Origin of the sequence: Marinobacterium zhoushanense (assembly GCF_014641945.1) — a bacterium.
GTDB classification, from domain to species: domain Bacteria; phylum Pseudomonadota; class Gammaproteobacteria; order Pseudomonadales; family Balneatricaceae; genus Marinobacterium_D; species Marinobacterium_D zhoushanense.
Genome location: NZ_BMIJ01000003.1, coordinates 227,247 through 252,766, shown reverse-complemented (window position 1 = coordinate 252,766; position 25,520 = coordinate 227,247). Strand labels below are relative to the sequence as shown.

Genomic DNA, 25,520 nt, shown 5'->3' with positions numbered 1-25,520 from the left:
ATTGACTTTACTTTGCCTTGCCGGCTTCCAAAATCGGAAGGCCCGCTTCGGTCGGCACATAGATCCGTTCGCCCTTGCCGTCATTTAGTCCCTTGATCCATACGTAGCGCAGGTACTCTTCATTCCCTTTGAGCGACTCGCCAATGATTCGATTGGCCTCTGCTGCAGCTTTCGCCCTTTCGATATCCGCCTGCCCCTCCGCCTTGGCACGCGCGATCATCGCTTTTCCTTCTGCTTCTGCCAGCGTGACCTTCGCCTTTGCCTGCATCAGGGATGCCTGCTCCCTTGCCTTCGCTTCCTCGATCAAAATCTGCTTCGACCACTCAGCCTCCCTGAGTGCAGCCTGCCCATTGAGCTCCTGGCGATACACGTTGTATTTCGGCCACAGCCAAAAAGCCGATACGAGTGCAACGACGCCGGCAATAAATAAAAACACGATGGAGCCCAAGGCCAGGGCTTGTCTATTTTGGTACATTTATTTTCCTCAGGAACGCATAATGAATGTGCCGAACCTAAACTGCAGGTGAAGTCCAAGTAAACCATGGCGATAGTTTGAGCAATTTACGCTGTGGTCAACAGTTTAAATTTAAGTTTCGGTTTCTATACCAGCCCATAACACCAACGATTAAAAAGCCTATTCCCATCAGTAATAAGAACCACTGTACTGCCCCCGTTTGATTACTTTGAAATAAACCAAATCCTATAAATAGCGCACCAAAGAAGAAATGCATTATCAGACCAGTAGGCATCACTGAAGATTTTTTCCCTATGCCGTATAGCCGCTTACTTTTATCGATAATTTGATTCTGCTCTTCAACTTCTTTGACGCAAGCATCTGAACAGCACAGTCCTCTACCTGTGTCCATCGCACACTCGACGCAAAGAGCCTTGCCGCATGCCTTGCATATACCGACGGATTCAGATTCTTGATGAATAAAACACTTCATATTTCTTCAAACTCCATTTTTACTCATGACGATTCAATGAGGTGCTTATTTTCTTGTATCGAAATGACTGCTAGGTAATTGTGTAAAGCTCACGGGATACCGGCTAAACACGGCAGGCGCAACGGAACCGTGCGAGCCGAAAACGGGTTTACGAGCGGAGGATGGTTTAGATGAACACCCATATTCATTCCCTTCGGATGCTTGCTCGATGGCATATGCGTCTACTGCCTGTATGACGCTTATGTGGAGTTTGCCCCTATTTCGCGACAGTGACAACCATGGTTCAGGATATGGGGCTGTGGGTTGGTCTAAAGCGTCGTCAACCGCTCCAACCATTCAGGGAACAGCAGTCCCAGCGCCAGCAGTGGCATCATTACATAGAAGTACGCCAGCATAGGGGCGCGGATGGCGCGGTGGCGACCACGCAGGGACATCAATACATCAATCACCAGCTGCCCTTTCACGATCACCGCGATACAGATCAGCAGGATCAGGCCCGGTGTGATGCCGCCGGTCTCGGCGATGAGTGCGCTAACCAGGGTGATCAGAATCAGCAGGCGCCAGCTGTTTACGTCACTTATCTTCATTATGGCTATCCCATCACATAGACCAGCGGGAACAGGATGATCCAGGCCAGATCGATCATGTGCCAGTAACAGGCGCCGTTCTCCAGCCCTTCGTAATCCCCAGCGTCATAGCTGCCCAGCCAGGTACGCAGGGTGAGCCAGGACAGGGTCACCATTCCCACCAGCACATGCAGCAGGTGGTTGAAGGTCAGGTAGTAGTAAAGGGTGAAGAACAGGTTGCTGCGGGCGTGGATCCCCTGCGCGTCGTTCCACAGGTACTCCCAGCCCTTGATGCCGCAGTAGGCCGCACCGCAGGCGATGGTCATGCCGAGCCAGCGGATACAGCGTTGCCGGTCATTGCGCCGGATTGCACTCATGGCGCGGGCAACACAGAAGCTGCTGCTGACCAGCACCAGGGTGTTCAGGGTGCCCGCGAGGATATTCAGCTGCGCGGGTCCGGCTGCAAACTGCTCTGTATTGTGCGCGCGGGTAACCAGATAAACGAGAAAGAACAGCGCGAACTCGCTCAGCTCGGCATAGATCAGCACCCAGACGGCGATACTACCCGGCACCTGCGGTTTGACTGCGATTCCCTGCGTAGCGGTGTTCATCTGTACCTCAGAAGTAGCAGCTGATCAGGCGGTCGATGGCGGCCAGCGTTTCGCTGTCGTCACTGAGCGGTTCTGCCAGACAGGCACGACAGGCTTCGCGCACGGAGCAACCTGAGCAGATCATCAGCGCGGTGTAGATCAGCAGGCGGGTGGATGCGACCTCCTCCAGGTCCTGATCCTTGAGTCGACGCAGGTCGTTACCCAGCGCGACCAGTTGGGTAGCGGTCTGTTTGTCGATGCCCGCCTCCTGACACAGGATCACCACCTCTCGCTCCGGCGTCGGATAGTCGAAGCTGAGACCGACGAAGCGCTGACGGGTACTGGGTTTGAGCCCCTTCATCAGGTTCTGGTAACCGGGGTTGTAAGAGATCACCAGCATGAAGTCGTGGTGCGCCTTGAGCAGTTCACCGGTGCGGTCAATCGGCAGTTCACGACGGTGATCCGACAACGGGTGCAGCACAACAGTCGTGTCCTTGCGCGCCTCCACCACTTCATCCAGGTAACAGATAGCGCCCTCGCGCACAGCGCGGGTCAGAGGACCATCCTGCCAGTAGGTGCCCTCGGCACCGATCAGGTGGCGGCCGACCAGATCGGAGGCGGTGAGGTCGTCATGACAGGCGATGGTGATCAGCGGCCGGTTCAGCTGTTCCGCCATGTACTGGACGAAACGGGTCTTGCCGCAACCGGTTGGTCCCTTCAGCAGCACCGGCAACTGGCTTGCCGCGGCGTGGTGAAACAGATCGACCTCGTTGCCTTGCGGCAGGTAGCGGGCCGTGGTGTTGATGCTTTTGATCATGTCAGTCTCCTTGTATGGAGTATTCAGGTAGCTCAGCAGGCCCCGGTCAGGTTCAGATAGAGACGGGGCAGCATCTCGGGCAGACGTTTTATATCGCTGACCAGGGCATAGCCCTTGTCGCCAAACAGATAAGGCAGGTAATCGCTGCCTTCGTCGTCGATGGTGATACAGAAGGGCTGTATCCCCAGCGCCCGTGCCTGCTGGATTGCACGACGGGTATCTTCGATGCCGTAGCGCCCCTCATAGTGGTCGATATCGTTGGGCTTGCCGTCGGAGATGATCAGCAGCAGTCGCTGGCTGCTCTGCTCCTGCTCCAGAATTGCCGCCGACTGGCGAACGGCGGCACCCATCCGGGTATAGAAGCCGGGCTTGATCCGCTGCAGGCGTCCACGCACAGCATCGCCGTACGGCTCGTTGAAGTTTTTCAGCAGGTGGTAGCGCACCTGTTTGTTCTTGATCGACGAGAAACCGTAGAGCGCGAAGCGATCCCGTGAACCGCTTAGCGCCTCGGCGAACAGGGTGACGCTGTCGCGGATCACGTCGATCACCCGCTCATGCTCGTTGATGCCGCACTCGGTGGACATCGACAGATCCGCCAGCAGCAGGCAGGAGAGATCGCGCTGATTGGGGCGGCGCTGGCGATAGCAGGCACCCGGCTCAGTGCTTCGCTGCTCGTCGGTCATCAGGTGCAGCCAGGCATCCAGATCGAGCTCGTCGCCCTGCAGCTGCCGTCTGAGCCAGTTGCGCTCAGGCCGCAGGCAGCTGAAGCGGTTGCGCAGTGTGCGTGCGGCGGGCTTCAGTGCCTCCGGCAGAGGGGCGGGCTCGGCATCGTCGGCCAACATCGGTTGCAACAGGCAGAAATCCTCTTTAAATGCCTGACGGCGGTAGTCCCACTCCGGCAGGCGGATACCCTCGCCCAGCGCCAGCTCGTCCTGCTGCGGCGCGGGCAGATCCAGATCGAACTTGACCCGGGCCGAACCTGCGCGCCGCTGACGCGACAGGGTGATGATGTCCAGATCCTCGGCAGCACCGAGGTCATCGTCCAGGTTATCCTCCTGGCAGCGGTCCAGCTCCACCTGCTCCACGCGGCTGAACAGACTCTCCAGCTGGAAGATCAGGAAGCCGTCGGTCTCCTTGCTGTCGTCCAGACGGCGCGCGGTGCGGCGGGCGGAGTCCACCTGCTCAGGCGGCGCGGGCGGCTGCTCACCCTGCTGTTCGCTGCTGTCATCTTCGGCCACCACCGAAAGGTCATGCAGGGGCGCCGGATAGAGCCAGAACGGCACCGGCCAGGCATCGCCGGGCGCACGCGGCAGGGATTCGACAGAGCCTGGCTGTAGCAGTGCCCGCCGGATTGCCAGCTCCCGCACCCAGGCGTCGTCCTGCAGTTGATCCGGACCGGGCCGCAGCAGCAGACCCGCTTCGACCATCTCACGGTAGCGTTTACCCAACCCCGGGCGCGCCTCCAGCAGATGCCGACTGGCCCGCTGGTTGTCACCGAACCAGCGTCGGATAACCGGCGTTACCGCGGCCATGGCGGTCAGCCAGAGATAGAGCGACTCGTTCAATTCGCGTTCCGGGAACAGCGCGATGGAGGGTGGCAGGCGCAGGCTGCGCTCATCCTGCCAGCTCACCGCATGGCGTCTATGGCTACCGGCTATACGCTGGATCAGTTTGCGCGGTGCCCGGAAAGGTCGGGGCTCGGCGGCTTCGAGCAACTTGCCCGGTGCACCGCCCAACCCACGGTAGAAGGGGGCGAGCTGAGGCTGGAGCTCGGCCAGATCGACCCGCGCATCGGCAAAATCAGTTGCCGATTGCCGGGTGACCAGACGGTGCCAGATAGCGCCTACGAACTCTTCCATGCCTCACCTCGATTTAGTTTCGATGGGCGGGGTCTAACCCCCGCCCGCTTTCTGCTTTAAGGCTTCAGGTTTCAGTTACAGCTGCCGCAGCAGGCGCCCTGAGCCTTGATTTCGGTTTCGGCTTCGGTCGCTGTGGTTTCCACCGCTGGGGTAGTAACCGCCGCTTTCTGACCGACAAAGAAGCTGGCCAGGTAGGCCACCAGACCGGTGGCGAACACCACACCGAACGCTTCACGTACCCAGAACACCGGGATCAGCTTGGCCTGGGTGTTCATGAAGCTGAGCGCGCCGGTTTCCGGCAGCCGCTGCAGCGCCACCTGCCAAGCACCGGCCACGGTCAGTGCCAGGGTGATGCCGAGCATGCTCAGGCACATGGTCCAGAACGCGAAGGTTTCCAGTTTCTGCGCCACGGCAGGATTGCCCTGCGGCCTGCCGCGCATGATCGGCATGGCGTAGGAGATGATGCACATCACGATCATCGCGTAGGCACCGAAGAACGCCAGGTGCCCGTGGGCGGCGGTGATCTGGCTGCCGTGGGTGTAGTAGTTCACCGGAGCCAGGGTATGGATGAAGCCCCACACGCCGGCGCCGAGAAACGCCATTACCGCAGTACCCAACGCCCACAGGGTGGCGACGCGATTGCCGTGTTGGTGGCGACGCTGGCTGACCACGCGGAAGGCGAACAGCACCATCATGAAGAACGGCACCGGTTCCAGCGCCGAGAAGATGGAGCCGAGCCAGAGCCAGTACGGGCCAGGGCCGATCCAGAAGTAGTGGTGCCCCATGCCGATCAGGCCGGAGATCAGCGCCAGCGCGATGATCACGTAGAGCCACTTCTCGATCACTTCGCGATCGACGCCGGTGACCTTGATCAGCACGAACGCCAGTATCGCACCGAGGATCAGTTCCCATACGCCTTCCACCCAAAGGTGAACGACCCACCACCAGAAGAACTTGTCCAGCACCAGATTCTTCGGGTTGTAAAAGGAGAACAGGAAGAACACGGCAAGTCCGATCAGACCGGTGATCAGCACCATGTTGATCACGGTCTTGCGCCCTTTCAGCACGGTCATGCCGATGTTGTAGATGAACGCCAGGCAGACGATGACGATACCGATCTTGGTGATCGTAGGCTGCTCCAGGAACTCACGCCCCATGGTCGGCAGCAGATGGTTCATGGTCAGCTCGGCCAGTTCGGAGTACGGCACCAGCAGGTAGCCGAGAATGGTCATCACGCCGGCGGCGGCAAACACCCAGAACATCGCTTTCGCGAGCCAGGGGCTATGCAATTCGGTATCGCACTCTTCGGGCACCAGGTAGTAGGAGGCACCCATGAAGCCAAACAGCAACCAGACGATCAGCAGGTTGGTGTGTACCATCCGCGCTACGTTGAACGGGATGTAGGGGAACAGGAAGTCGCCGACGATATACTGCAGACCCAGCACCAGGCCGAACAGTATCTGGCCGACAAACAGCATCAGCGCAAATATGAAGTAGGGTTTGGCAACCCGTTGGGATTCGAATTTCATCCAGGCATCCTCCGGCTCAGCCTTCCCTGTTGGGCGGCCAGTCGTTGTCGTTGATACGTGAGGTCCAGATCAAGAAAGCGGACAGGTCTTCGACCTGCTGCTGGCTGAGATGGAACTGCGGCATCTTGCGACGCCCCTCGGTCGGCAGCGGCTGCATCGCCATCCACGACTGCATGAACTGGGTGAACGCCGCCTCGTTGCCGTTACCGTAACGGTCGTAGACGTTGGCCAGCTCGGGAGCGAAGTAAGCGCCCTCGCCCATCAGGCTGTGGCAGCCGACGCAGTTGTTCTCCTCCCACACCGCCTTGCCGCGTGCGACGGATTCGGTGATGTTTTCACGATGGTCACGTTTAGGCAGTTCCCGCAGGGTGTCGAACGTCAGCCCGACCAGCAGCAGCAAGAAGAAGAATCCCCCGCCGTAGTAAATGTTGCGGGCCATGCCCTTGGTGAAGATTTCACTCATGCTGGCCCCTCCTTGCTCTTAATCTGTTCGGATGCATAAAACGCCCCTTTGCTGATAGGAAAGTGTTGTTCACTGCTATCGCAAGGCGCGTGCCAACCATTATCTCTTTGTTTTAAAAGTAATTTAGATCGTATGTTGTTATATTGACATCTATGTTAAAGTTGTCTGATAGACAACGAGATATCAAAATGACTACACATTATTTCAGCGAAAGCCTGATTGGTATCGTGGCCGACCTGTCGCGCGATATACCGGTGAGCCTGCGTTACAGACGCCTACTCGAAGCGATGCTGAAGATCTTCCCCTGCGATGCGGCAGCGCTGCTCAAGCTTGAGGGGGAGCAGTTGAAACCGCTGGCGATAGAGGGTTTGAGCCCGGATACGATGGGTCGCCGCTTTCGCATCGACGAGCATCCCAGACTGTCCCGGCTGCTGCATTCTCGCTCGCCGGTTCGGTTTGCCGCCGATAGTGAATTGCCTGACCCCTATGACGGCTTGATCCCAACTGAAGATCACCAGCTGCATGTTCATGACTGCATGGGCGCCTCGCTCTACATAGACGACCGCCCCTGGGGAGTATTGACGCTGGATGCGATGCAACCGGATACCTTCGATCGCATCGATCCGACTGAGCTGCGCACCTTCATCGGCCTGACCGAAGCCACGGTAAAGGCCGCCGACCGCATGGCGGCACTGGCCGCCCGAGCCGAACGGGAACACCAGGTCGCCAAGGCACTTCGCGAGGAGACTCAGGGTTTCGAGATCATCGGTGACTGTGAGCCGATCAAGCGTTTGCGGCAGGAGATCGCCATTGTCGCCCGCTCCAACCTGACGGTGCTGGTGCAGGGTGAGACAGGGGTCGGCAAGGAGTTGGTAGCGCGCCAGGTGCACAGTCAGTCAGACAGGGCGGAAGAGCCTCAGGTCTATGTGAACTGTGCGGCACTGCCGGAAAATATCGCCGAGAGCGAGCTGTTCGGCCATGCGAAGGGGGCCTTCTCCGGTGCCCTCAGCGACCGCGCGGGTAAGTTTGAAATCGCCAACGGCGGCACCCTGTTTCTGGACGAGATCGGCGAGCTGCCGCTGTCGATCCAGGCCAAGCTGCTGCGTGCCCTGCAGAGCGGCGAGATCCAGCGGGTCGGCAGCGACCGCCACCTTAGCGTCGATGTGCGCATCATCGCCGCCACCAACCGCGACTTGAAGCAGGAGGTGGCGGACGGTCGCTTCCGTGCCGACCTTTACCATCGTCTCTCAGTCTACCCAGTTGAGGTGCCGCCACTACGCGAGCGCGGGCGCGATGTGCTGCTGCTGGCGGGTTTTCTGCTCGAGACCAGTCAGCGGCGACTGGGTATCAGAGCGCTGCGCCTCTCCCCCGAGGCGCAGCAGGCATTACTGAGCTACAACTGGCCCGGCAACGTGCGCGAGCTGGAGCATCTGCTCAGCCGTGCCGCGCTGAAAGCGCGGGCGCACACCCAGGGCGATACTGTCATCCTGCAGCGCGCTCACCTCGACCTGGAACCCTCGATGCCCGTCGGTCAGGATAGCATGACAGCAGCACTCCCCTTGCCCGTGGATGCGGGACTGGCGATGAAGGAAGCCACAGACAGGTTCCAACAGGAACTGATTGAGCAACGCCTGGCCGAGCACCGGGGCAATATGGCGGCCGCCGCCCGCAGCCTGGGGCTCAACCGCAGCAACTTCTATCGGCTGATGCAGCGTCTTGGCCTTCGCTAGCCAAGGCGAGGACGGTAACCGAGCTCAGCTGCCGCGTTGACTTTTATGAAATAATCGCTGTGTTAGTATTGCACCACCGCTTATAAAATTATTAAAAATCATTTTCTGGCAAAGGAATGGCTATATGAACCCGCGTGTATTGCTGCTATGCAGCACTCTTCTGCTTACCGCCTGTGCCCCCACCATTGGCAATAAACAGGATGTCCGGACCACCTCCTTTTTCGTTGGCGAAACGACAAAACAGGAGGTCGCGGATGTACTTGGACTCCCCGCTGACATCAGCAAGTCCGAGGCTCTGGGGCTGGAGTACTGGGCTTACAGAGAGAAGGCCAAACTTACCGGGATCATGGTCCCCGTCGTCACCGGCCCCGCATCGGCACAGATGGACAGTATTTCGACCGGCGACACGGGTGAATACCAGTTCAAGGATGCTGCGGCAATCTATGTGTTCGACAAGAGCGAAAAGCTCATCGACGTGCGCTATCCGAATTAATTCAGCAAGACAAAGGGATGATTTTGATGAACATAAGGACACTTTTTCTACTTCTGGTCTCTGTGCTCGTGGTCGGCTGTGCCGGTAGCGTCAAGCCGATGTCCAGTGAAGCGGTCAACGAGTTCAACCAGGGCAAGGTGGCCGTTGCCTATCTCTATCCGAGCAAGAAGCTGAACTATACCGAGCAGGTATATAAAGTACTCTGGATCGAAAACCGCGCCAATCTGGTGTCCTTTGATGGCCTTTGGGATATCGATACCGACATATCCAATGAGTATCAGCAGCAGTTCAAACGCCTCGGCGTAAATGCCGTGGTCGCCAAAGAGCTGCTCAGCGCCACCGAGTACGAACATCTGCAAAAGGATATAGCGCTATACCAGCTCAAGGCATCGGAAGCGATTGCCGCCAGCAAGACGGTACCGCCCCTGCAACTGTCCACCGATTATCGCGACGCGCTGGCGGCCCAGGGAGCCAAGTACCTGATATTGATCTCTCAAGGCATGTTCAACGTCCAGGTGCTGGACCTGATCAGCAAGGTAACGCTGATCTCCGGCAGCGATGTCAAAGTGGTTGATACTCGGGACGGTTCGATCACCTTTGATGGCGATGCGATGATTTGGCTCAATCAGGACTATCAGGAGTCTCCGCAGGAGATTGAGGCCAACAATCTGCAGCTGCTTAAATCGATGGTCGCCAGGGGGGTTAACACCCAGTTTGAGCAGAACGTGCTGCCCAAACAGATGGGGCTCACACAGTAAGTATTCCCCGCAATTAAAAAGGCTCCCTCGCGGAGCCTTTTTAATCTCCGGTTCACAGGCTTATCGCGCCTTGGGCAGCAGCTGTTCACCCCTTGTTCGCTTGCCGTCTATCTCGGCAGACGCCTGTTCAATCGCCAGAGTGCGTTTGGCGCTGATCGGATGAGTACGGAAGATCGAGTTGCTATTGGCGTCAGGGCTTTCAGCCGCCATCCGGCGCCAGAAATCGCTTAAGCCATTCATCGGCACATCAGCTCGTGCCAGGATATAGAGCCCGACATAATCGGCCTCCTGCTCGAACTCTTTGGTAAATGCCTGCCCTCCCAGATTGGCGAACAGCCCCCGAGTATTCACACCGTACGCCGCAACCAGGATGTCCAGCAGGCTCGCCGCGGAGATATTCGACTGTTTTGCTTCCAGATGCTTCATCGCGTTATGGGCGATCTCATGCGCCAGCACCATAGCCACCTCAGCGTCACTCTCGGCAAAGCGAATCAGGCCGGAGGTGATTATGACATTCTGCCCGTCGGCGTATGCGTTGATGGCGTTATCCATGACCACATGGAGGGTGTAATTACAGGCGGGATCCGGTTTCAGCTCCCGGGTCAGCCGCTCCTCCCCTCGCAGCAGATCAAGCTTGATCGACACATTGCCCGCTCGCTGAACCATTTGCTTGTAGTCATCGACAGCGCCGGGCCCCCCGATGGTCGTCTTGCCATCCACCGCCAGCAGCATATCACCAACACGCACATCGGCACGCTCTGCCGCTGAGCCTGGCGTAACACCGGTAACCTTCAGCGCTTCATCCAGCTCCAGTGTCTTCAGCGCGATTTTGCGATACTCATCAGGCCAGGCGGATATGTTGTCGACCTTTAAGCCAAGGTATCCCGTCCTGTTGTCCTCACAAAATGGCAGTGCCGCTTTCAACAGCGGGGCCCCGATCCGTTCGATCCGTTGCTGATACTCCATTACCCTGCGCAACTTCAGCTCCTGCTGATAAAGGATCTCGTCGTTGGTCAGGTTAGCGTTGAGGGATACTGACTGAGTTGTCGGTGTGGCGCAGCCTCCCATCGAAAGTCCACAAGCGAATAGAAGAGCGGTTTTGAAGCTGTGACGCATGAAACCTCCTATTTTCATACAGTCGATAACGCGTTAGCACGCGCCGTCGATTAAACCACCTTGGGGGAACAGATGAAACGAGCGCCCTCCCACTTCACACTGCCTTAGCACTGCATAGTGCTTTCAGTGCCAGCGTCGGTGAAGGTTATTCTGGTTGTCTTGAAGTTAAGGTCCACAAACAGATGGCAGTAGTGCTCTGCATGGCGCCATCCCATCGAGACACTGCTGTCGCTCGATGAGTGCAGTTCAAATCGACCGCTAAACGCCGGGTGGCTGTTGCGAAATCGCATCAACTTTAACAGCCGTAGTACCACCGGTGTTCGGACCGCCTCATCAACCTCCTCCAGAGAGTAGTAGTGGCGGTTGATCTCTCTTGCTTCTGCGGTGCTCTCCATCAGCTCATAATCGTTGCGTCCGGCCAGGAGGCCCACGTAGTAGACCTGAGGAATACCCGGTGCAAATAACTGTATTGCCCGGGCGGCGATGTAAGCGTCATCGTTGCACAGCAACGCCTCATAGAAGGTGCAGGTCAGCTGATAGATGGCACCGACACTGTGCGCGTTGACCGCGGAGCGGCGCAGAATGGGATCGCCGCTATGGGCGTCAACGATATCGATCAGTCCGTTGATCTTGTCGTCCGGCAATACACCCTCCACATCCGGGATGCAGATGCCGTCATGGGTGTCAAGCACGGTCACCATATTGCGCGGTGCCATACGTAACCAGTGTTTGAGGTAGGTACTGTTGTTATCGAGCATCGTGTAGAGCATCAGCGGCGGCAGTGCGAAGCCGTAGGGGCGCATATCGCGCCGACCGATCGCGTATTGATAGCTGCAGTGATCATGCACCTCTGGTAGCAGCTCTGCGTTGTGCATGCGCGCAACGCTGTTGAACCAGTCCAGGTTGCGATAGACGTCCGGCTCGACCAGGAAACAACTGGTACCTATTCGCTTGGTGGTGTAGCCAAAGGCATCGAGACGGAAGAGCTTCACCCCTTTAGCTGCCAGAAACGCGATGTAATCCCCCATCAGCGTTCGGGTGACGTCGGCATCGTAGTTCAGGTCGATTTGGTGCTCGGTAAACGTACACCAGACGCGTCCCTTGGTTCCATCAGCAAAGCGTACCTCTCTAAACGGCTCCCTCTCCTTGCGGATATGGATCTTGGCCAGATCGTCGTGCCTGATCGGTTCGAGCTTATCAACATCGATAAATAGATCGGCATAGGCTGAATCGCGCCCTTTCTCGATAAAATCCTGAAACTCCTGCGACTGGTCGGAAATATGATTGAGGATCAGATCGACGCAGAGATCATAGCGGCTGGCGATATACTCGATATCGCTCCAATCACCGAATATCGGATCAACCTCTTTGTGCGTTAACGGAGAGAAGCCGGCATCGGCATTGGAGGGGTAGAACGGCAGGATATGTACGCCGCCGATGGCGTCTTTCAGATGAACATCCAGTATGCCGATCAGATCTCTGAGATTGCGTCCCATCCGGTTTGGATAGCAGATCAGCTGTACCTGGTTGCGCAGTGCCATAATCTTTCTCCCGAATGAGCTTTCAATAACCATAGAAGTGGTCGCCACCGCGGTGCAAACTCGACCTGTAACCGTTCAGAAGTTTTTCTGACATGGGCGGGCCCCTGTCTATACTGAGAAAGCTGCTGCTAGCCGATCCTGTTCACCTTACGAGGAACGGCGATGAAATGGATTCTCCTCCCTGCCAGTCTGCTGTCGGCCTGCTCCATCAATATCTCGACCTCCGTCGCGGAGGCGGAGGAGCTTACTGTCGGCAAAATCTGCCCTGTCCTCTATCGCGAGCAAAGCGTCGGCATACTGGCGTTCTCAAGAGAGTGGTATCACAGCGCTCGCGAAGACGCGCGCTACATACCCGGCGACAACTCCACTGGCGTGGGACTGGAGATCCATTTTTTGGCCAACGCGACGGGCAATATACAGGGCCAGAACAGCGCCAGTTGCGACCGCTACCGTATACTTCAGGTTCGTAAGACAACCGCGCGGCTATTTGACGGCGAGGAGGCGGTACAGATCGATGTACCCGAAGGTTTCAACAGCCCCTTTTATGACAACCCCGGGCTGGAGCATGGCTACGGCACCCACCTTGCGCCGGAGGATGATCGCGACAAGCCCTGGAGCGGGCGACCGATCAGGGCCTCCACCGTGGCGATTTACGACACCCCTTTCGTATCGGCCCGTTTCGGCATCGAAGGCGAGGATATCGACGTGAGTTTCGAGACCTGCGTCGTCTGCCAGCGCAATCAGGGGTATGACAACGTGCTCTCCTGCGGACGCTGGGGATACCGACGCGAGTTTATCGACAGCATGAGCGGCTGGAGCGAGGCGGAATTCAAGAGCGTACAGTGCGAGGTGACTCCAAGTGCACAGTTTCAACAGACATTGCGCAACTCCAGTCGCATCGAATACAGCTACTGGATCAATTGGCGTTGAGCTATCCGGGCGGATCGAGCAGCGTGACCCAAACACCCACTTTCAACTCGGCACCCTCCGGCCCGATAAAAGCCCCCTCGACCGGTGTCACCGTCTCGGGACTGCGCGCCACCGCAACCGGTATGTGGTTGATGCCGACGACCTCGCCCCCGGTAGGATCGAACCCTTTCCAGCCAGCGCCCGGTATATACACCTCCACCCAGGCATGAGTGGTACCAAAGGATTCCGGCCCGGGTGGCACATACAGGTAACCGCTGACGAAACGGGCGGCGAAACCCAGGTAGCGTACACTTTCCATAAACAGGTTGGCGAAATCCCGACAGGAGCCACTGCCAATGGCGAGTGTGTCCTCGGCGCTCTGCACCCCTGGAGCCTCGCGCACCCGATAGTTAAATCCAGTGCTTATTGAACGGCAGATTCGATCGAGCAGCGCATATGACTGAATTGTCCGATCGGACTGCCATAATCCAGCCACCCATCGGGCCAGCTCATTCGAGGCGGGCTTTCGCTTCATAAACGGCCCTAGCACCTCCAGATCGTCTTGCATGTAATTGAACGGATAGTTCACCGCATACTCTTCAACCATGAAGTCCAGTGGTGCCTGGTCAAACTGCTGAACCTCCACTTCGCTCAATATCTCAAGCTCCCTGCAGGGCGTATCAAACAGCAATGTCGCTACCGAGTTATCCTCGACATCGCGGTACCAGCGTACCTCTTGCGGTAGCGGGCGTACCTCCAGTTGAGAGCTTTGTATCCGCTGGTCGTGATCTTCCCGCGGACGCACTCTCAGCCGATGGGGCTGCAGTCTTACCTCCCCATTGAAGCCATACCAGGTGCTGTGGCGAATTCTGTAGGTCTTCATGTCCGGTTCTTCAAACCTCGATTAACCTCTTGGGCAAAAATTCCACCGCTCCAAAGTTATGGATTCACTATACTCTCTCTACTGATTCGCTACCCGACAATGGAGTGACGCATGCCCCGCCAGTTTTCAGTGACCGTCATGGTCATTTGTACCACCCTTCTAGGGTCCCCGGCTCATGCGGGCCTAAAAGACCTGCTTAACCAAGGGCAGGAACTGATCAAGCAGAGCACTCAACCTCAGAGTAGCAGCTCCACCGCTACGGATCTCGATACCGACACTCTCTCGGCCGGACTTCGCGAAGCACTGGAGATAGGCACACAACGTGCCGTCGAGACCCTGTCGGCACAGGATGGCTATCTCGGCAACCCGTCAGTGCGCATCCCTATGCCCGGCTATATAGAAACCGCCAGCGGCCTGCTGAGAGCGGCTGGCCTGGGCAATCAGGTGGACACCTTCGAGCTGAGCATGAACCGCGCAGCAGAAGCAGCGGTTACTGAAGCCACCCCGATCTTCGTCGAGGCGGTCAAAGCGATGACGATCGACGACGCGCGCCGGATATACAACGGCGGCGACAACGCCGCAACCGAGTATTTCAAAACCAAAACCTACGACCGCCTCGGCGAGAAGTTCAAGCCTCGTATCGAGGAGTCTATGGCGCAGTACGGTGTCACCAGTGCTTATCAGCTACTGGTCGACTCCGCCGGCTCCAAGCTGCCAATGCTGGGCAATATGAATCTGGACCTCGCCGATCATGTCACAGGCAAAGCCCTCGACGGCCTGTTTCTGATGCTGGCCGAAGAGGAGAAAAAGATCCGCGAGCAGCCGCTGGCCCGCAGTACCGATCTGTTGAAGCAGGTGTTCGGCAACTAATTCTTAGCAACTATGGAGCTACAAGGATGTCGTTAGGGCGACTAGCACTGTTGACCGTGGTCGCCATGATCGCGTTCGCCAGCAACTCCCTGCTCTGCCGTGTGGCACTGCGCGAAACCGATATCGACGCGGCCAGTTTTACTACCGTGCGACTGCTCTCTGGCGCGTTAATGCTCTGGATGATGCTGGTAATACGCGGGCAGCAGCGTAACCATTCCGGTAGTTGGCCCTCCGCGCTGGCGCTCTTTGCCTATGCGGCGCTGTTCTCCTTCGCGTATATCGATCTGGCGGCCGGTACCGGCGCCTTGATTCTGTTTGGCTCGGTACAAGCAACTATGATCGGCTACGGCCTTTACACCGGAGAACGCTTTACCGGGTTGAAATGGCTGGGCCTGTTTCTGGCGCTGGCCGGCCTGGTCGGCCTGGTATTGCCGGGGCTCACGGCGCCGCCGCTGGCCGCGTCCCTGCTGATGGCGGCTGCCGGGTTTGCCTGGGGGGTCTATTCACTACGCGGAAAAGGCGCCGGCGATCCATCACTGGCCACCGCCGGAAACTTTATCCGCTCGATCCCATTCGCGCTGATGCTATTAGCTCTTGGGTGGGCAGCAGGCATGCTCAACGCCGACCTGCCTGGCACACTCTGGGCTGTCGCATCAGGCGCACTGGCATCGGCACTGGGTTACTGGATCTGGTATACGGCACTGCCGCACCTCAGCGCGACCAATGCTGCCACGGTGCAACTGAGCGCCCCGGTTATCGCCGCCATCGCCGGAGTCCTGTTGCTGGATGAGGTGTTAAGTCTCAGGTTGCTGCTGGCGTCTGCGGCGATTCTCGGTGGTATCGCGCTGGTGATCCAGCAACGCGCACGCTAGCGCTATTTAGGGCGGAGTCGCAGAATGCGACCGCTGTCGGTGGAGAAGTAGAGCCAGCCCTCAGGGCCCTGAATCAATGCCCGAATCCGTTCTCCCAGACTGCCTAGCAGTCGCTCCTCGGCAACCGCTTCTCCCTTTTCATTAAGCTCCACGCGGTTCAGGTGCGTCAATTTAAGCGCACCGGCAATCAGGTTACCCCGCCAGGCGGGGAAGGCATCTCCGCTGTAATAGAGCAGGCTGCCCGGCGCGATTGAGGGAATATACACCTTCACCGGGGGCTCCATCCCCGCCCGTTCGGTACCCTCACCCACATCGAACGGCCCCCAATACTCCTTGCCGTAGGAGAGCACTGGCCAGCCGTAGTTAGCGCCTGACAGAATCAGATTGATCTCATCCCCCCCACGCGGACCGTGCTCGATCTCCCAGAGTCGACCGTGCTCGGCGTCCCAGGCCAGTCCTTGGGAATTGCGGTGGCCGTAGCTCCAGATCTCCGGCTGCGCCCCTGCGCGACCGACAAAGGGATTATCGGACGGTACAGTCCCATCCAGCTTCAACCTCAGCACACTGCCGGCATGCGTTTGCAGATCCTGCCCGTTGGGGCGATGCCCCCTGTCACCGACGGTGAAGTACACATGCCCGCCATTATCGAACGCGATTCGACTGCCAAAATGTCGACCGGTGTCGGTGGCGGACTTGGTTTCCAGCAGCTCCTGCCAATCGGTCAGGCGCGTATCCTGTAAGCGGGCGCGGGAGAGGACGGTTACACCCTGACCCGCCCGGTTCTTCACCCAGGTAAAATAGAGCCATCCACCTTCCGTGTACCCCGGCGGCACGGCAACATCGAGAAATCCGCCCTGACCGCCGCTCATCACCCTCGGAGTACCTGTCAGTTCGGTCAGTGTTTCGCTGTCGATATCCAGGATCGCCGCGCCCCCCTCACGACGGGTAAACAGCAGCCGGTGTCGGTTCAGAAACGTCATCCCCCAGGGAACACCGCCGCCCTGGACCAGCGCTTCGACACGGAACCGCATGCCGGCGCTTTCGCCTTCCAACACCGGCTCAGCTGCAGCGACCGGCAGGCAATAGACCGCCACGACTAAGGGCCAAGATAAGATCAGCCTGCGCATTACACTACTCTCGTTGTTTCCTCTGTTTCCTTGACTTCCGGGTCGGCCCTCCGGTTTTTGCCGGGCCGGTTTAAGGTTAGCATCCCGCCGGCAAATACGAGCAACATCCCAACGACGGTCATCAGCGCGATGCTTTCATCCCATAGCCACCAACCGATCACTGCGGCCAGCACCACGGAGCTGTACGTAAATGGCCCCAGCTGCGCCGCTGGCACCATAGTATAGGCGCGACTCATCGACAGTTGCGCTGCGGTCGAGGTCGCGCCCAGCCCGAGCAGCCATAGCAGTTCGACAGCGCCCGGAGTGACCCAATTCAGTGCCGCCGGCAGCGCCGAAAACAGGGCGCCAAAAAGAGCGAAGTAAAACACAATACGCCTGGGGGGCTCGGTCAGATGCATCCTGCGTACGGTCACTTTGGCCAGCGCACTGAGTGCAGCGCCGAGCAACGCTATCAGTATCCCAAACTCGATGACGCCCTGCTGTGGATTAAGGATCAATGCCACTCCGCAAAATCCAACCGCCAACGCAAATTTCACCCGTCTGGAAACCCCCTCGGCTAACCACCAGTACGCGATCAGGGGCACAAAGAAGGGTGCGGTTTGCTTCAGCAGTGCCGCCTGCCCGAGCGGCAACGCCGACCAGGAGTAGTAGAGACAGGCCATGGCGCTGATGCCGACGATCGCACGCATCAGGTGCAGGTGGATATTCGCCGTCGCCAACTGGTCAACCGCTCTGAACATCATCGGCATCATGATCAGTAGCCCCATCAGGTTGCGCATGAACACGATCACCAGTGTCGGCAATTGATCACTGACCTGGCGGATGATCAGACCACTGCCAACCAGCATCGACTCGGCGAGCACAACAAAAAGCGCGGCGGTTACCAATGAGTTTTTCAATCGCTGCTCCAATAATGACGCCGCCCCACATCGGTGGGGCGGCGCTGGAAAGGTCTCCTCAGGAGGGGGTCCGGGTCAAATCTCGATCCGTGCGAAACTCTCCGGCAGCTCCGCCGCCCCCTTGCTGCTGGTGACCACCGCCACACTGGCGTTTTCCGGTTTCAGATAGAGCTGAGCGACACGTTTGAGATCATCGATGCCGACACCCAATATCTCCTGGCGGAACTTCTGCCGCTGCTCAGGGGTACGGCCGAACAGGCTCGCATGGTAGGTCTGCTTCGCCTCCCCTGCGGGCGATCCCGGCTTATCGATAGAGCTGATCACACCGAGGACCGCCTCCTCCAGCTTCAACGGATCGATCTCCGTTTCCCTGATCCAGCGTGCCGAGGCATCGAAGTCGTCCAGCGTACCGCCGATACGCGGATCACGATAGGAGAAGAAACGGAATACGGCATCGCCACTATCCTGTGAGGCGCCGGCACCATAGGCGCCGCCCTGCTCACGAATGGCGCGGTGCAGATAGTTGTTGCGCAGGAACTCACCGAGCACCGTCAACGGTGCTGCATCCGCGTGATCCACGGTGACGGTGGGGAACGCCTTGGCGCAGAAGTTGACTTGGGTACTGGTAAGCCAAGCCTGACTGACACCCTTGCGCGTTTGCGGCAGGGTGAACGCCTTGAACCCTTCTGCCACACTCATATCCACCCAGCGCTGTTCGACAGCCTTGGTCAGCGCCTCACGATACTCATCCTCACCCACCATCAGGAAACGGCGCGGTGCGCCTTGCAGTTTTCGGTGCAGAGCGATCAATCGCTGCGACAGCTGATCCAGTGCCTCCGCCTGATCGAGGGACTTATCCAACGCCTTGATGCGACGCACCCCCTCCAGGCCGCGCGCGTTATGTGCCAGTTGCGCAGAGGGGGCAAAGCCCGCACAGGCGGCCAGCATCGCCATGCTGTGTCCCTGACCGGTGATCGATTGCTCACGACGACTGCGCATCTGCGCCACTATCTCGCGTATACGCTTGGTTTCATCAAAGCGAGCGCCATCCAGCGTCTCCAGCATCAGGTCAGCCAAGGCATCGCGATTGACCGCCAACGCTTTACCCGACATCACCAGGTAACCGGTAACATCCTGCTCATTGTCCGGGCGCCCCCGCACCGAAGTGTACGCGGAGAAACCACCGGTAATCTGGCTCTGGTAGGCCTGATTCTGGCGGTAGTCACGCTCGCCACACCCGAGTTCCGTCAGGCAGTGGGTATAGAGCGGCATCAACTCCTGCTCGTCATCAGTCATCGTCGGCAGGTCCAGGATCACTTGCTGGTAGACGAGACCGTTGGTGCCGGCCGAATACCAGGTACCATCCAGCTTCGGTAGGTTCATCGGCTCACCCTTGGGTAGATGCATCTCCGTCGGCACATCCTCAAGGGTTACCCGCGGCAGGATCGACTCATCGTCACTCTGCATCTGGCGTGCTTCCAGCTTGCTGGCCAGATCGATGACCTCTGCCTTCTCCTCGTCACTCATCGCCGCTTTGATCGCCGCCAGTTTTTCGGCTTCGGCGGCATCACGTCGAACAGCCAGTTCGTTGTCGGGGCGAAGGGTCAAGCGGACTCGGTGCGGATTGTCGAGCAGCCAGCGCCGAATCAGGGAGGGGATATAGTCTCGGTCCTTGATCGCCTCGCGCAGTTTCTCCAGTGCCGAATCCACGTTCAAAGCCGCCAGGGGGTCACCCCGATGGATACCCGCAGAGAGCGCACCCAGGATCAGCTGCAGGCCAAAAGGATAGCTGTCACCGGTGATCTCACGCTGGCTCAGTTCCAACTGGTGCAGCTGAGCCTCGACCATATCCTGGGGTACGCCGTCGCGGGCAACCTGTTCCAGCGTATCCAGAACCAGCTGTTCGAAGGCGGCGGCGTGTTCCGGGTCGCTTCCCTCCAGACCGCACATGAAGCTCATCTCGCGGTTGGAGTCTTCCAAACCGCACAACGGCGACGGCGCACTGCCCAGGTCGCAGGACTCCAGAGCACCGCGCAGAGGCGAGCTGGAGTTATCGAGCAGCACACGCGACAGCAGATGCGCCTGCATCAGTTCGTCAAGATCGATCGACTTCGGCAGCAGCCAGCCAAGCACATGATGAGTCTGACCACTGAGATCCTCCTGATCCAGCGCATACGCTTCCTCTACCCTCAGGGGCGCAAAATAACGCTTTTCATCTTCGACATGGATCTCATGCTCACTGCGCTGAAACTTATGCAGGGCCAGCTCTTCGAAGCGGCGCTGCAGCTCCTGCGCGTCGATGTCGCCGAAGGTCATAAACACCGCATTGCTGGGGTGATAGTGGCTACGATAAAACTCCTTGAGTTGCTCGTAGCTCAGATCCGGAATACAGCTCGGCTCACCACCGCTGTTGTGATGATAGGTGGTGGTCGGAAACAAGTAGCGGGTCAGTGTCTGCCAAAGCGTCGAGACAGGAGAGCTCATCGCCCCCTTCATCTCATTGAACACCACCCCTTTATAGACCAGGTCCGAATCCGCATTACCGGCCTCGGCGAACTCTACGCGATGTCCCTCCTGCGCGAAGTCGAGCGGATCGAGGCGGGAGAAAAACGCCGCATCCATATACACGTCAAGCAGGTTGAAAAAGTCTTTGCGGTTCTGGCTGGCAAAGGGGTAGGCGGTCCAGTCGGAGCTGGTAAAAGCGTTCATAAAGGTGTTGAGCGAACGGCGCGTCATCATGAAGAACGGGTCGCGCACCGGGTAGCGCTCGCTGCCGCAGAGCGCCGTGTGTTCAAGAATATGGGCCACACCGGTGGAGTCTTCCGGCACCGTGCGAAAAGCGACCAGAAACACGTTTTCGTCACGTTCTGCTGCTATATGGTAGTGCTTGGCGCCGGTGGCGATATGTTCAAACTCCTGTACTTCAACATTCAGCGAGTGGATCTGCTGAGTACGCAGGAAGCGAAAGCTTGGATGACTCGATACGGATTGCATAATGATGGCTTCACTCCGATTGCTGATCTGGGCGCAGTGGCTCGCACCGCTTCTGCCCACATTGTATCCTTTCGCTCCCCCCTTTCCAGCACAGCAAGCGGGATCCCAGCTCTGCAGATCATGCTGCACTGCACAATATCGATCCACCGAATCTGATAAATCAAATCAATCACCACCCTCAGGGCGATCAAAATAATTGTTGTGCAGTGCACAAAAAAGCGATTGACACTTGTCGCCCGTGGTCATAAAGTGAACATAAATGCTGCAACGCAACATAAACGACTCCACCACAATTCAAGAGGTACATACCATGTACGAAGAGATCAAAGACCAGATGAAACCGGTTATGGATATGGCCGAGATCAACAAGAAAACCACTGAGAAGCTGATCGCTCTGCAGTCTCAGTACGTTTCCGATTTCGTCAACTCCAGCCTGTCTCAAATGAAGGCCCTGAGCACCACCAAGGAGCCTAAGGCTGCATTCGAAGCTCAGGTTAAGTACCTGAAAGAAGTTGAAGCCAAGCTGACCGACGTTGCCGAGAAAGAGATGGCTGCGCTGACCGAAGCCAAGGAAGAGCTGACCAGCATCATCGAAAAGGCTGCCAGTGAGCTGAGCACTTCTCCTTACTTCGCTGAACTCCAGAAGTTCATGAAGCCGATGGATATCAAGGCGAAGTAATCCGGAGACGATCGGGTTCCCTGCTCTACCCAGTAGTCAATCCGTTCGATGGCCGCTAGTCGGCCATCTTTTTTGCAATGCGGGATCGCTGTTAATGGTCGGGGACGGATACCCCCAATACTAAGCAATTTCGAGATCAATCACTTATTGTGCATCGCACCAACAGTGCTTGACTTCGGGGTATTCCACGACTAAGGTGTGGCTGAATTGATGCACTGCACAAACGCCACCCAAATAAAATTTATCTGAGGATGCAAACATGTACGACGACATGCTGAAAGAGATGAAAGACAAGATGGCGCCGGTTGTAGAGATGGCTGAAATCAATAAAAAGACTGCTGAGACCCTGATCTCCCTGCAGTCTGAGTACTTCTCCGATTTCGTAACCAGCGGACTGGCTCAGGTTAAAGCTCTGACCGAAGTCAAAGAGCCGAAAGAGGCGTTTGAACTTCAGGTTAAATACGTCAAAGAGCTGGAAAGCAAGATCACTGGCACCGCCGAAAAAGAAGTGGCTGTTCTGACCGAAGCCAAAGAGCAGCTGACCGCTCTGATTGAGAAAAGCGTTTCTGAGATTGAAATGCCCTCCTACTTTGGTGATATGCCCAAGTTCGATCTGCCCAAGTTCGATCTGTCCGCTTTTGATCCGAGCAACTACATGCCGGATGCAGCCAAGCCGAAAGCCGCTGCTAAATCCACTCCGCGTAAGGCCAGCGCAGCAACTACCGCTGCTTCTTGATCGACGCCGAGTTCTAATAAAAATGGCTGCCCTATGGCAGCCATTTTTTCTTTCAGAGCGCTTTTATTCCAGCACGTGTAGTCAGCGGGCAAGCTGAGGCAAATCACCCTCGAGTCCCATCGCAAACTGCATCACCCTGTCCTTGGCAAAAGGTAGCTTGCCAGCCAAGCCCAAGCCGATATTGCGCACCAGCTTGAGTGGCGCGGAGTCGTTGCTGAATACCCGATAGAACGCATCCATGGTTTGCATCATCAGCAGGTTGTGACGCCGGCGCTGACTCTCATACCGCTGCAGCACCTCTAACGAATCCCAAGCCTCGCCAGCCGCCTTGGCGTTCAGCACTACCTCAACCAATGCTGCCGCATCCAGAAGGCCGATATTCACGCCCTGCCCTGCCAACGGGTGGATCATATGCGCCGCATCGCCCGCAAGCGCCACGCCTTCGCCGACATAGCGCTGAGCATGCTGGCGTCGCAACGGGAAAAAGCCACGCTCGAGCAAGCGGTCGATCTGACCCAGCCGTTCCGGGAAGGTCGCGACCAGCTCCTCCATGAAGCGCCGCTCCGACAACTCCATTAGCCTGCGCACGTTATTTGGCGTGTTATACCAGACCAGTGAAGCGTTGTGTCCGGACAACGGCAGGAACGCCAGGGGACCGGTCGGGGTAAACTGTTGCCAGGTGATGTCCTGCTGCTCATAGGCCGTTTCAACGGATGCCACCAGCGCATACTGGTCATAATCCCATTTATGGGTGCCGATGCCGACCGCATCGCGAACACGTGACTGACCACCATCGGCGGCCACCAGGAGCCTCCCTACCAGCTCCCTGCCGTCACTGAGCTGAACCAGGCTGGCGCCGGGCGAATAATCGATAGACTCGATCTGCGCAGGGCAGATCAGGTCCACATTGTCTATCTGTCCCAAGCGCTCCAAAAGCGCCAGCTGCACCACGCGATTTTCGACGATATTGCCCAGATAGGGGTGATCGATCCGCGATGAATCAAACTCAGTTGCCGCGCGTTCATCGCTCGCTTCCCATACCCGCATACGTCGATAGGGACACAAGCGACGGGACAGGATGCCATCCCAGGCGCCTACATTACGCAGGATATTTTCCGAGGCCAGACTCAGCGCCGACACCCTGAGGTCATGCGGCTGCTCGGGCGAAAAGGCGGGAGGGTACTGCTGCTCGATTACGGCAACCGATAGATCGCTGTTAGCCAATGCGCACGCAATGGTCGATCCGACCATACCGCCACCGACAATCAAAACATCATACCGCTGGTTCATTCCCAACCCTTACTCATGGTTTGCGCGCAGTATACTGCAGAACCGAAATGAAACCTTGTGACAGGTCAAACGCTGCAGCAACCGGGCCGATTGGCTTAAAAAGAGAAGCCCCGAATTCACGGGGCTTCGTCGATTCGGCCGCAGGTTTAGCCCAGCTTGGTCATACCGCCCATATAGGGCAGAAGCGCTTCGGGTATGGTGACACTGCCATCCTCGTTCTGGTAGTTCTCCAGCACCGCCACCAGGGTGCGGCCCACCGCCAGACCGGATCCATTCAGCGTGTGCAGCAGCTCCGGTTTCCCGGTTTCAGGGTTACGCCAGCGCGCCATCATACGACGGGCCTGGAAGTCGAGCATGTTGGAACAGGAGGAGATCTCGCGGTACTTGCCCTGCCCCGGCAGCCACACCTCCAGGTCGTAGGTTTTGGCGGAACTGAAACCCAGGTCGCCACCGCACAGCGTAATCAGGCGGTACGGCAGATTCAGCTTCTGCAGGATCGCCTCGGCGTGGCCGGTTAGCGCCTCCAGCGCCTCCCAGGACTTGGACGGCTCGACGATGTGCACCAGTTCGACCTTCTCGAACTGATGCTGGCGAATCATACCGCGGGTATCGCGGCCGGTTGAGCCGGCCTCGGAACGGAAACAGGGGGTGTGCGCAGCGAACTGCATCGGCAGCTCCCCTGCTTCGACGATCTCGTCACGCACGATGTTGGTTACCGGTACTTCCGCGGTTGGAATCAGGTAGTAATAACGATCACCGAATGGCAGCTTGAACAGGTCCTCTTCGAACTTGGGTAGCTGCCCCGTGCCCTCCAAAGACTCTGCATTGACCATGTAGGGAACATAAACTTCGCTGTAACCGTTCTCGGTAATATGGGTGTCGAGCATAAACTGGATCAGGGCGCGGTGCAGGCGCGCAATACCGCCCTTCATCACCGAAAAGCGCGACCCGGTCAGCTTGGCGGCAGTCTCGAAGTCGAGCTCCTTGTTTCGCTCACCCAGCGCAACGTGGTCCAGCGGTTCGAATGCAAACTCAGGTATCGTACCCCAGCGGCGAACCTCAACGTTGTCATCTTCTGTCTCGCCCTCGGGTACCGATGCGTCCGGCATGTTGGGCACCCCCATGAGCAGAGCGTCCAGCTGAGCCTGCACCTGGTGCAACTCCGCCTTGGCCGCATCCAGACGGTCACCCAGTGATTTCACCTCGTCCAGCAGCGGCTGGATATCTTCTCCCGATGCTTTCGCCTTTCCGATACTTTTCGAGCGGGTGTTGCGCTCGTTCTGCAGCGATTCCGTGTCGACCTGGATCGACTTACGCTTATTGTCCAGTTCAATAAATAGCGCGACAGGGAAATCATAACCCTTCTTGTTTAGCGCCTCAGCCACCGCCTCTGGGTTGGCCCGGACCAGTTTCGGATCAAGCATGGAGAAAAGGTACCTTAATGTTCAGATAATCGATTAACCGCCGAGCCCGCCGTGTCAAATAAGACGGGTCAGCACCAGCCCCGCATATAGCGCAGCCAGACACAAAAGGAGGCTCAATGATATATAAATCAGGGCAGACATTATATGCCCCTCCTGAATTAGCGCGACCGCCTCGAGGGAGAAGGTTGAGAAAGTGGTGAAGGCGCCCATGAAGCCTGTCATCAGTAGCGGGCGCATCTCGGGCGACAGTTTGGCTCGCTCAAGTACCAGCACGAAACAAACCCCCATCAGAAACGAACCCAATACGTTGACCGTCAGGGTACCCAGGGGCAGCTTGTGTTCAGCGTTATTTAACACCCCGCTGACCCAGTAGCGCCCCATCGCGCCCACTGCGCCCCCCAGTGCCACCAGTATCCAGTGAATCATCC

The 25,520-nt window shown here is 57.8% G+C and carries 25 protein-coding genes; 8 read left to right on the top strand and 17 right to left on the bottom strand.

What is annotated here, in order from left to right; genetic code table 11:
- Nucleotides 1–7: 7 nt before the first annotated feature.
- From IEX40_RS08305 to IEX40_RS08270, 8 genes are all read right to left on the bottom strand, one after another.
- The gene (locus IEX40_RS08305) at nt 8–475 is read right to left on the bottom strand and encodes an SPFH domain-containing protein (RefSeq protein WP_188747181.1); all 468 of its coding nucleotides are present in this window, start codon (nt 473–475) and stop codon (nt 8–10) included.
- Nucleotides 476–572: 97 nt separating this feature from the next.
- Entirely contained in the window at nt 573–947 is a 375-nt protein-coding gene (locus tag IEX40_RS08300; RefSeq protein ID WP_188747179.1) for a hypothetical protein, read from the bottom strand.
- 308 nt (nt 948–1,255) lie between these two features.
- Complete coding sequence (locus tag IEX40_RS08295) at nt 1,256–1,534, bottom strand: thiosulfate reductase (RefSeq protein WP_188747177.1); 279 nt, start codon at nt 1,532–1,534, stop codon at nt 1,256–1,258.
- Between the two features lie 5 nt (nt 1,535–1,539).
- Nucleotides 1,540–2,124 (bottom strand): cytochrome c oxidase subunit 3 family protein, encoded by a 585-nt coding sequence (locus IEX40_RS08290; protein WP_229680649.1) that lies wholly within the window; start codon nt 2,122–2,124, stop codon nt 1,540–1,542.
- Nucleotides 2,125–2,131: 7 nt separating this feature from the next.
- Nucleotides 2,132–2,920 carry a CbbQ/NirQ/NorQ/GpvN family protein gene (locus tag IEX40_RS08285; protein WP_188747175.1) on the bottom strand — a complete coding sequence of 263 codons (789 nt, stop codon included), beginning with the start codon at nt 2,918–2,920 and terminating at the stop codon, nt 2,132–2,134.
- Between the two features lie 32 nt (nt 2,921–2,952).
- Entirely contained in the window at nt 2,953–4,779 is a 1,827-nt protein-coding gene (locus tag IEX40_RS08280) for a nitric oxide reductase activation protein NorD (RefSeq protein WP_188747173.1), read from the bottom strand.
- A gap of 71 nt (nt 4,780–4,850) precedes the next feature.
- Complete coding sequence (locus IEX40_RS08275; protein ID WP_188747171.1) at nt 4,851–6,308, bottom strand: cbb3-type cytochrome c oxidase subunit I; 1,458 nt, start codon at nt 6,306–6,308, stop codon at nt 4,851–4,853.
- Between the two features lie 16 nt (nt 6,309–6,324).
- A complete protein-coding gene (locus IEX40_RS08270) occupies nt 6,325–6,771 on the bottom strand; it encodes a c-type cytochrome (protein WP_188747169.1) in 447 nt (148 codons plus the stop codon).
- Nucleotides 6,772–6,959: 188 nt separating this feature from the next.
- Between IEX40_RS08270 and norR the strand changes: the two genes are divergently transcribed.
- The 3 genes from norR (at nt 6,960) to IEX40_RS08255 (ending at nt 9,752) form a co-directional block, all read left to right on the top strand.
- Nucleotides 6,960–8,501, top strand: coding sequence for a nitric oxide reductase transcriptional regulator NorR (gene norR / locus IEX40_RS08265; protein WP_188747167.1), 1,542 nt, complete (start codon nt 6,960–6,962; stop codon nt 8,499–8,501).
- A 124-nt stretch (nt 8,502–8,625) separates the two neighbouring features.
- Complete coding sequence (locus tag IEX40_RS08260) at nt 8,626–8,994, top strand: hypothetical protein (protein WP_188747165.1); 369 nt, start codon at nt 8,626–8,628, stop codon at nt 8,992–8,994.
- Between the two features lie 26 nt (nt 8,995–9,020).
- On the top strand, nt 9,021–9,752 hold the full coding sequence (locus IEX40_RS08255) for a hypothetical protein (RefSeq protein ID WP_188747163.1): 732 nt from the start codon (nt 9,021–9,023) through the stop codon (nt 9,750–9,752).
- Between the two features lie 60 nt (nt 9,753–9,812).
- Here the strand turns inward: IEX40_RS08255 and IEX40_RS08250 are convergent, their stop codons facing one another.
- Together IEX40_RS08250 and gtfA are read right to left on the bottom strand one after the other, a co-directional pair.
- Nucleotides 9,813–10,868 (bottom strand): M48 family metallopeptidase, encoded by a 1,056-nt coding sequence (locus IEX40_RS08250; protein WP_188747161.1) that lies wholly within the window; start codon nt 10,866–10,868, stop codon nt 9,813–9,815.
- A 104-nt stretch (nt 10,869–10,972) separates the two neighbouring features.
- The gene (gene gtfA / locus IEX40_RS08245; RefSeq protein ID WP_188747159.1) at nt 10,973–12,409 is read right to left on the bottom strand and encodes a sucrose phosphorylase; all 1,437 of its coding nucleotides are present in this window, start codon (nt 12,407–12,409) and stop codon (nt 10,973–10,975) included.
- Between the two features lie 162 nt (nt 12,410–12,571).
- On the opposite strand from gtfA, the gene IEX40_RS08240 reads away from it, so the two are divergent.
- Complete coding sequence (locus tag IEX40_RS08240; protein ID WP_229680648.1) at nt 12,572–13,339, top strand: hypothetical protein; 768 nt, start codon at nt 12,572–12,574, stop codon at nt 13,337–13,339.
- 1 nt (nt 13,340) lies between these two features.
- Here IEX40_RS08240 and IEX40_RS08235 read toward each other — a convergent pair whose 3' ends face one another.
- The gene (locus tag IEX40_RS08235; RefSeq protein WP_188747157.1) at nt 13,341–14,201 is read right to left on the bottom strand and encodes a transglutaminase family protein; all 861 of its coding nucleotides are present in this window, start codon (nt 14,199–14,201) and stop codon (nt 13,341–13,343) included.
- A gap of 111 nt (nt 14,202–14,312) precedes the next feature.
- Between IEX40_RS08235 and IEX40_RS08230 the strand changes: the two genes are divergently transcribed.
- Nucleotides 14,313–15,071 carry a DUF4197 domain-containing protein gene (locus IEX40_RS08230; RefSeq protein ID WP_188747155.1) on the top strand — a complete coding sequence of 253 codons (759 nt, stop codon included), beginning with the start codon at nt 14,313–14,315 and terminating at the stop codon, nt 15,069–15,071.
- Nucleotides 15,072–15,097: 26 nt separating this feature from the next.
- On the top strand, nt 15,098–15,943 hold the full coding sequence (locus tag IEX40_RS08225; protein ID WP_188747153.1) for an EamA family transporter: 846 nt from the start codon (nt 15,098–15,100) through the stop codon (nt 15,941–15,943).
- 2 nt (nt 15,944–15,945) lie between these two features.
- Here the strand turns inward: IEX40_RS08225 and IEX40_RS08220 are convergent, their stop codons facing one another.
- The 3 genes from IEX40_RS08220 to IEX40_RS08210 form a co-directional block, all read right to left on the bottom strand.
- Entirely contained in the window at nt 15,946–17,070 is a 1,125-nt protein-coding gene (locus IEX40_RS08220; protein ID WP_188747151.1) for a PQQ-dependent sugar dehydrogenase, read from the bottom strand.
- Nucleotides 17,070–17,969, bottom strand: coding sequence for a DMT family transporter (locus tag IEX40_RS08215; RefSeq protein ID WP_229680647.1), 900 nt, complete (start codon nt 17,967–17,969; stop codon nt 17,070–17,072). Before IEX40_RS08215 ends, IEX40_RS08220 begins: the two co-directional genes overlap by 1 nt.
- Nucleotides 17,970–18,044: 75 nt before the next feature.
- Nucleotides 18,045–20,963 carry an insulinase family protein gene (locus tag IEX40_RS08210; RefSeq protein ID WP_188747711.1) on the bottom strand — a complete coding sequence of 973 codons (2,919 nt, stop codon included), beginning with the start codon at nt 20,961–20,963 and terminating at the stop codon, nt 18,045–18,047.
- A gap of 259 nt (nt 20,964–21,222) precedes the next feature.
- Here IEX40_RS08210 and IEX40_RS08205 point away from each other — a divergent pair, with 259 nt between their 5' ends.
- Both IEX40_RS08205 and IEX40_RS08200 read left to right on the top strand, forming a co-directional pair.
- Nucleotides 21,223–21,642 (top strand): phasin family protein, encoded by a 420-nt coding sequence (locus tag IEX40_RS08205; protein ID WP_188747149.1) that lies wholly within the window; start codon nt 21,223–21,225, stop codon nt 21,640–21,642.
- 259 nt (nt 21,643–21,901) lie between these two features.
- Nucleotides 21,902–22,378, top strand: coding sequence for a phasin family protein (locus IEX40_RS08200; RefSeq protein ID WP_188747147.1), 477 nt, complete (start codon nt 21,902–21,904; stop codon nt 22,376–22,378).
- 81 nt (nt 22,379–22,459) lie between these two features.
- Here IEX40_RS08200 and IEX40_RS08195 read toward each other — a convergent pair whose 3' ends face one another.
- The 3 genes from IEX40_RS08195 to crcB form a co-directional block, all read right to left on the bottom strand.
- The gene (locus IEX40_RS08195; protein WP_188747145.1) at nt 22,460–23,668 is read right to left on the bottom strand and encodes a UbiH/UbiF/VisC/COQ6 family ubiquinone biosynthesis hydroxylase; all 1,209 of its coding nucleotides are present in this window, start codon (nt 23,666–23,668) and stop codon (nt 22,460–22,462) included.
- A 146-nt stretch (nt 23,669–23,814) separates the two neighbouring features.
- Nucleotides 23,815–25,092 carry a serine--tRNA ligase gene (gene serS, locus IEX40_RS08190; RefSeq protein ID WP_188747143.1) on the bottom strand — a complete coding sequence of 426 codons (1,278 nt, stop codon included), beginning with the start codon at nt 25,090–25,092 and terminating at the stop codon, nt 23,815–23,817.
- A gap of 54 nt (nt 25,093–25,146) precedes the next feature.
- Nucleotides 25,147–25,518 (bottom strand): fluoride efflux transporter CrcB, encoded by a 372-nt coding sequence (crcB, locus tag IEX40_RS08185; protein ID WP_188747141.1) that lies wholly within the window; start codon nt 25,516–25,518, stop codon nt 25,147–25,149.
- Nucleotides 25,519–25,520 lie beyond the last annotated feature (2 nt).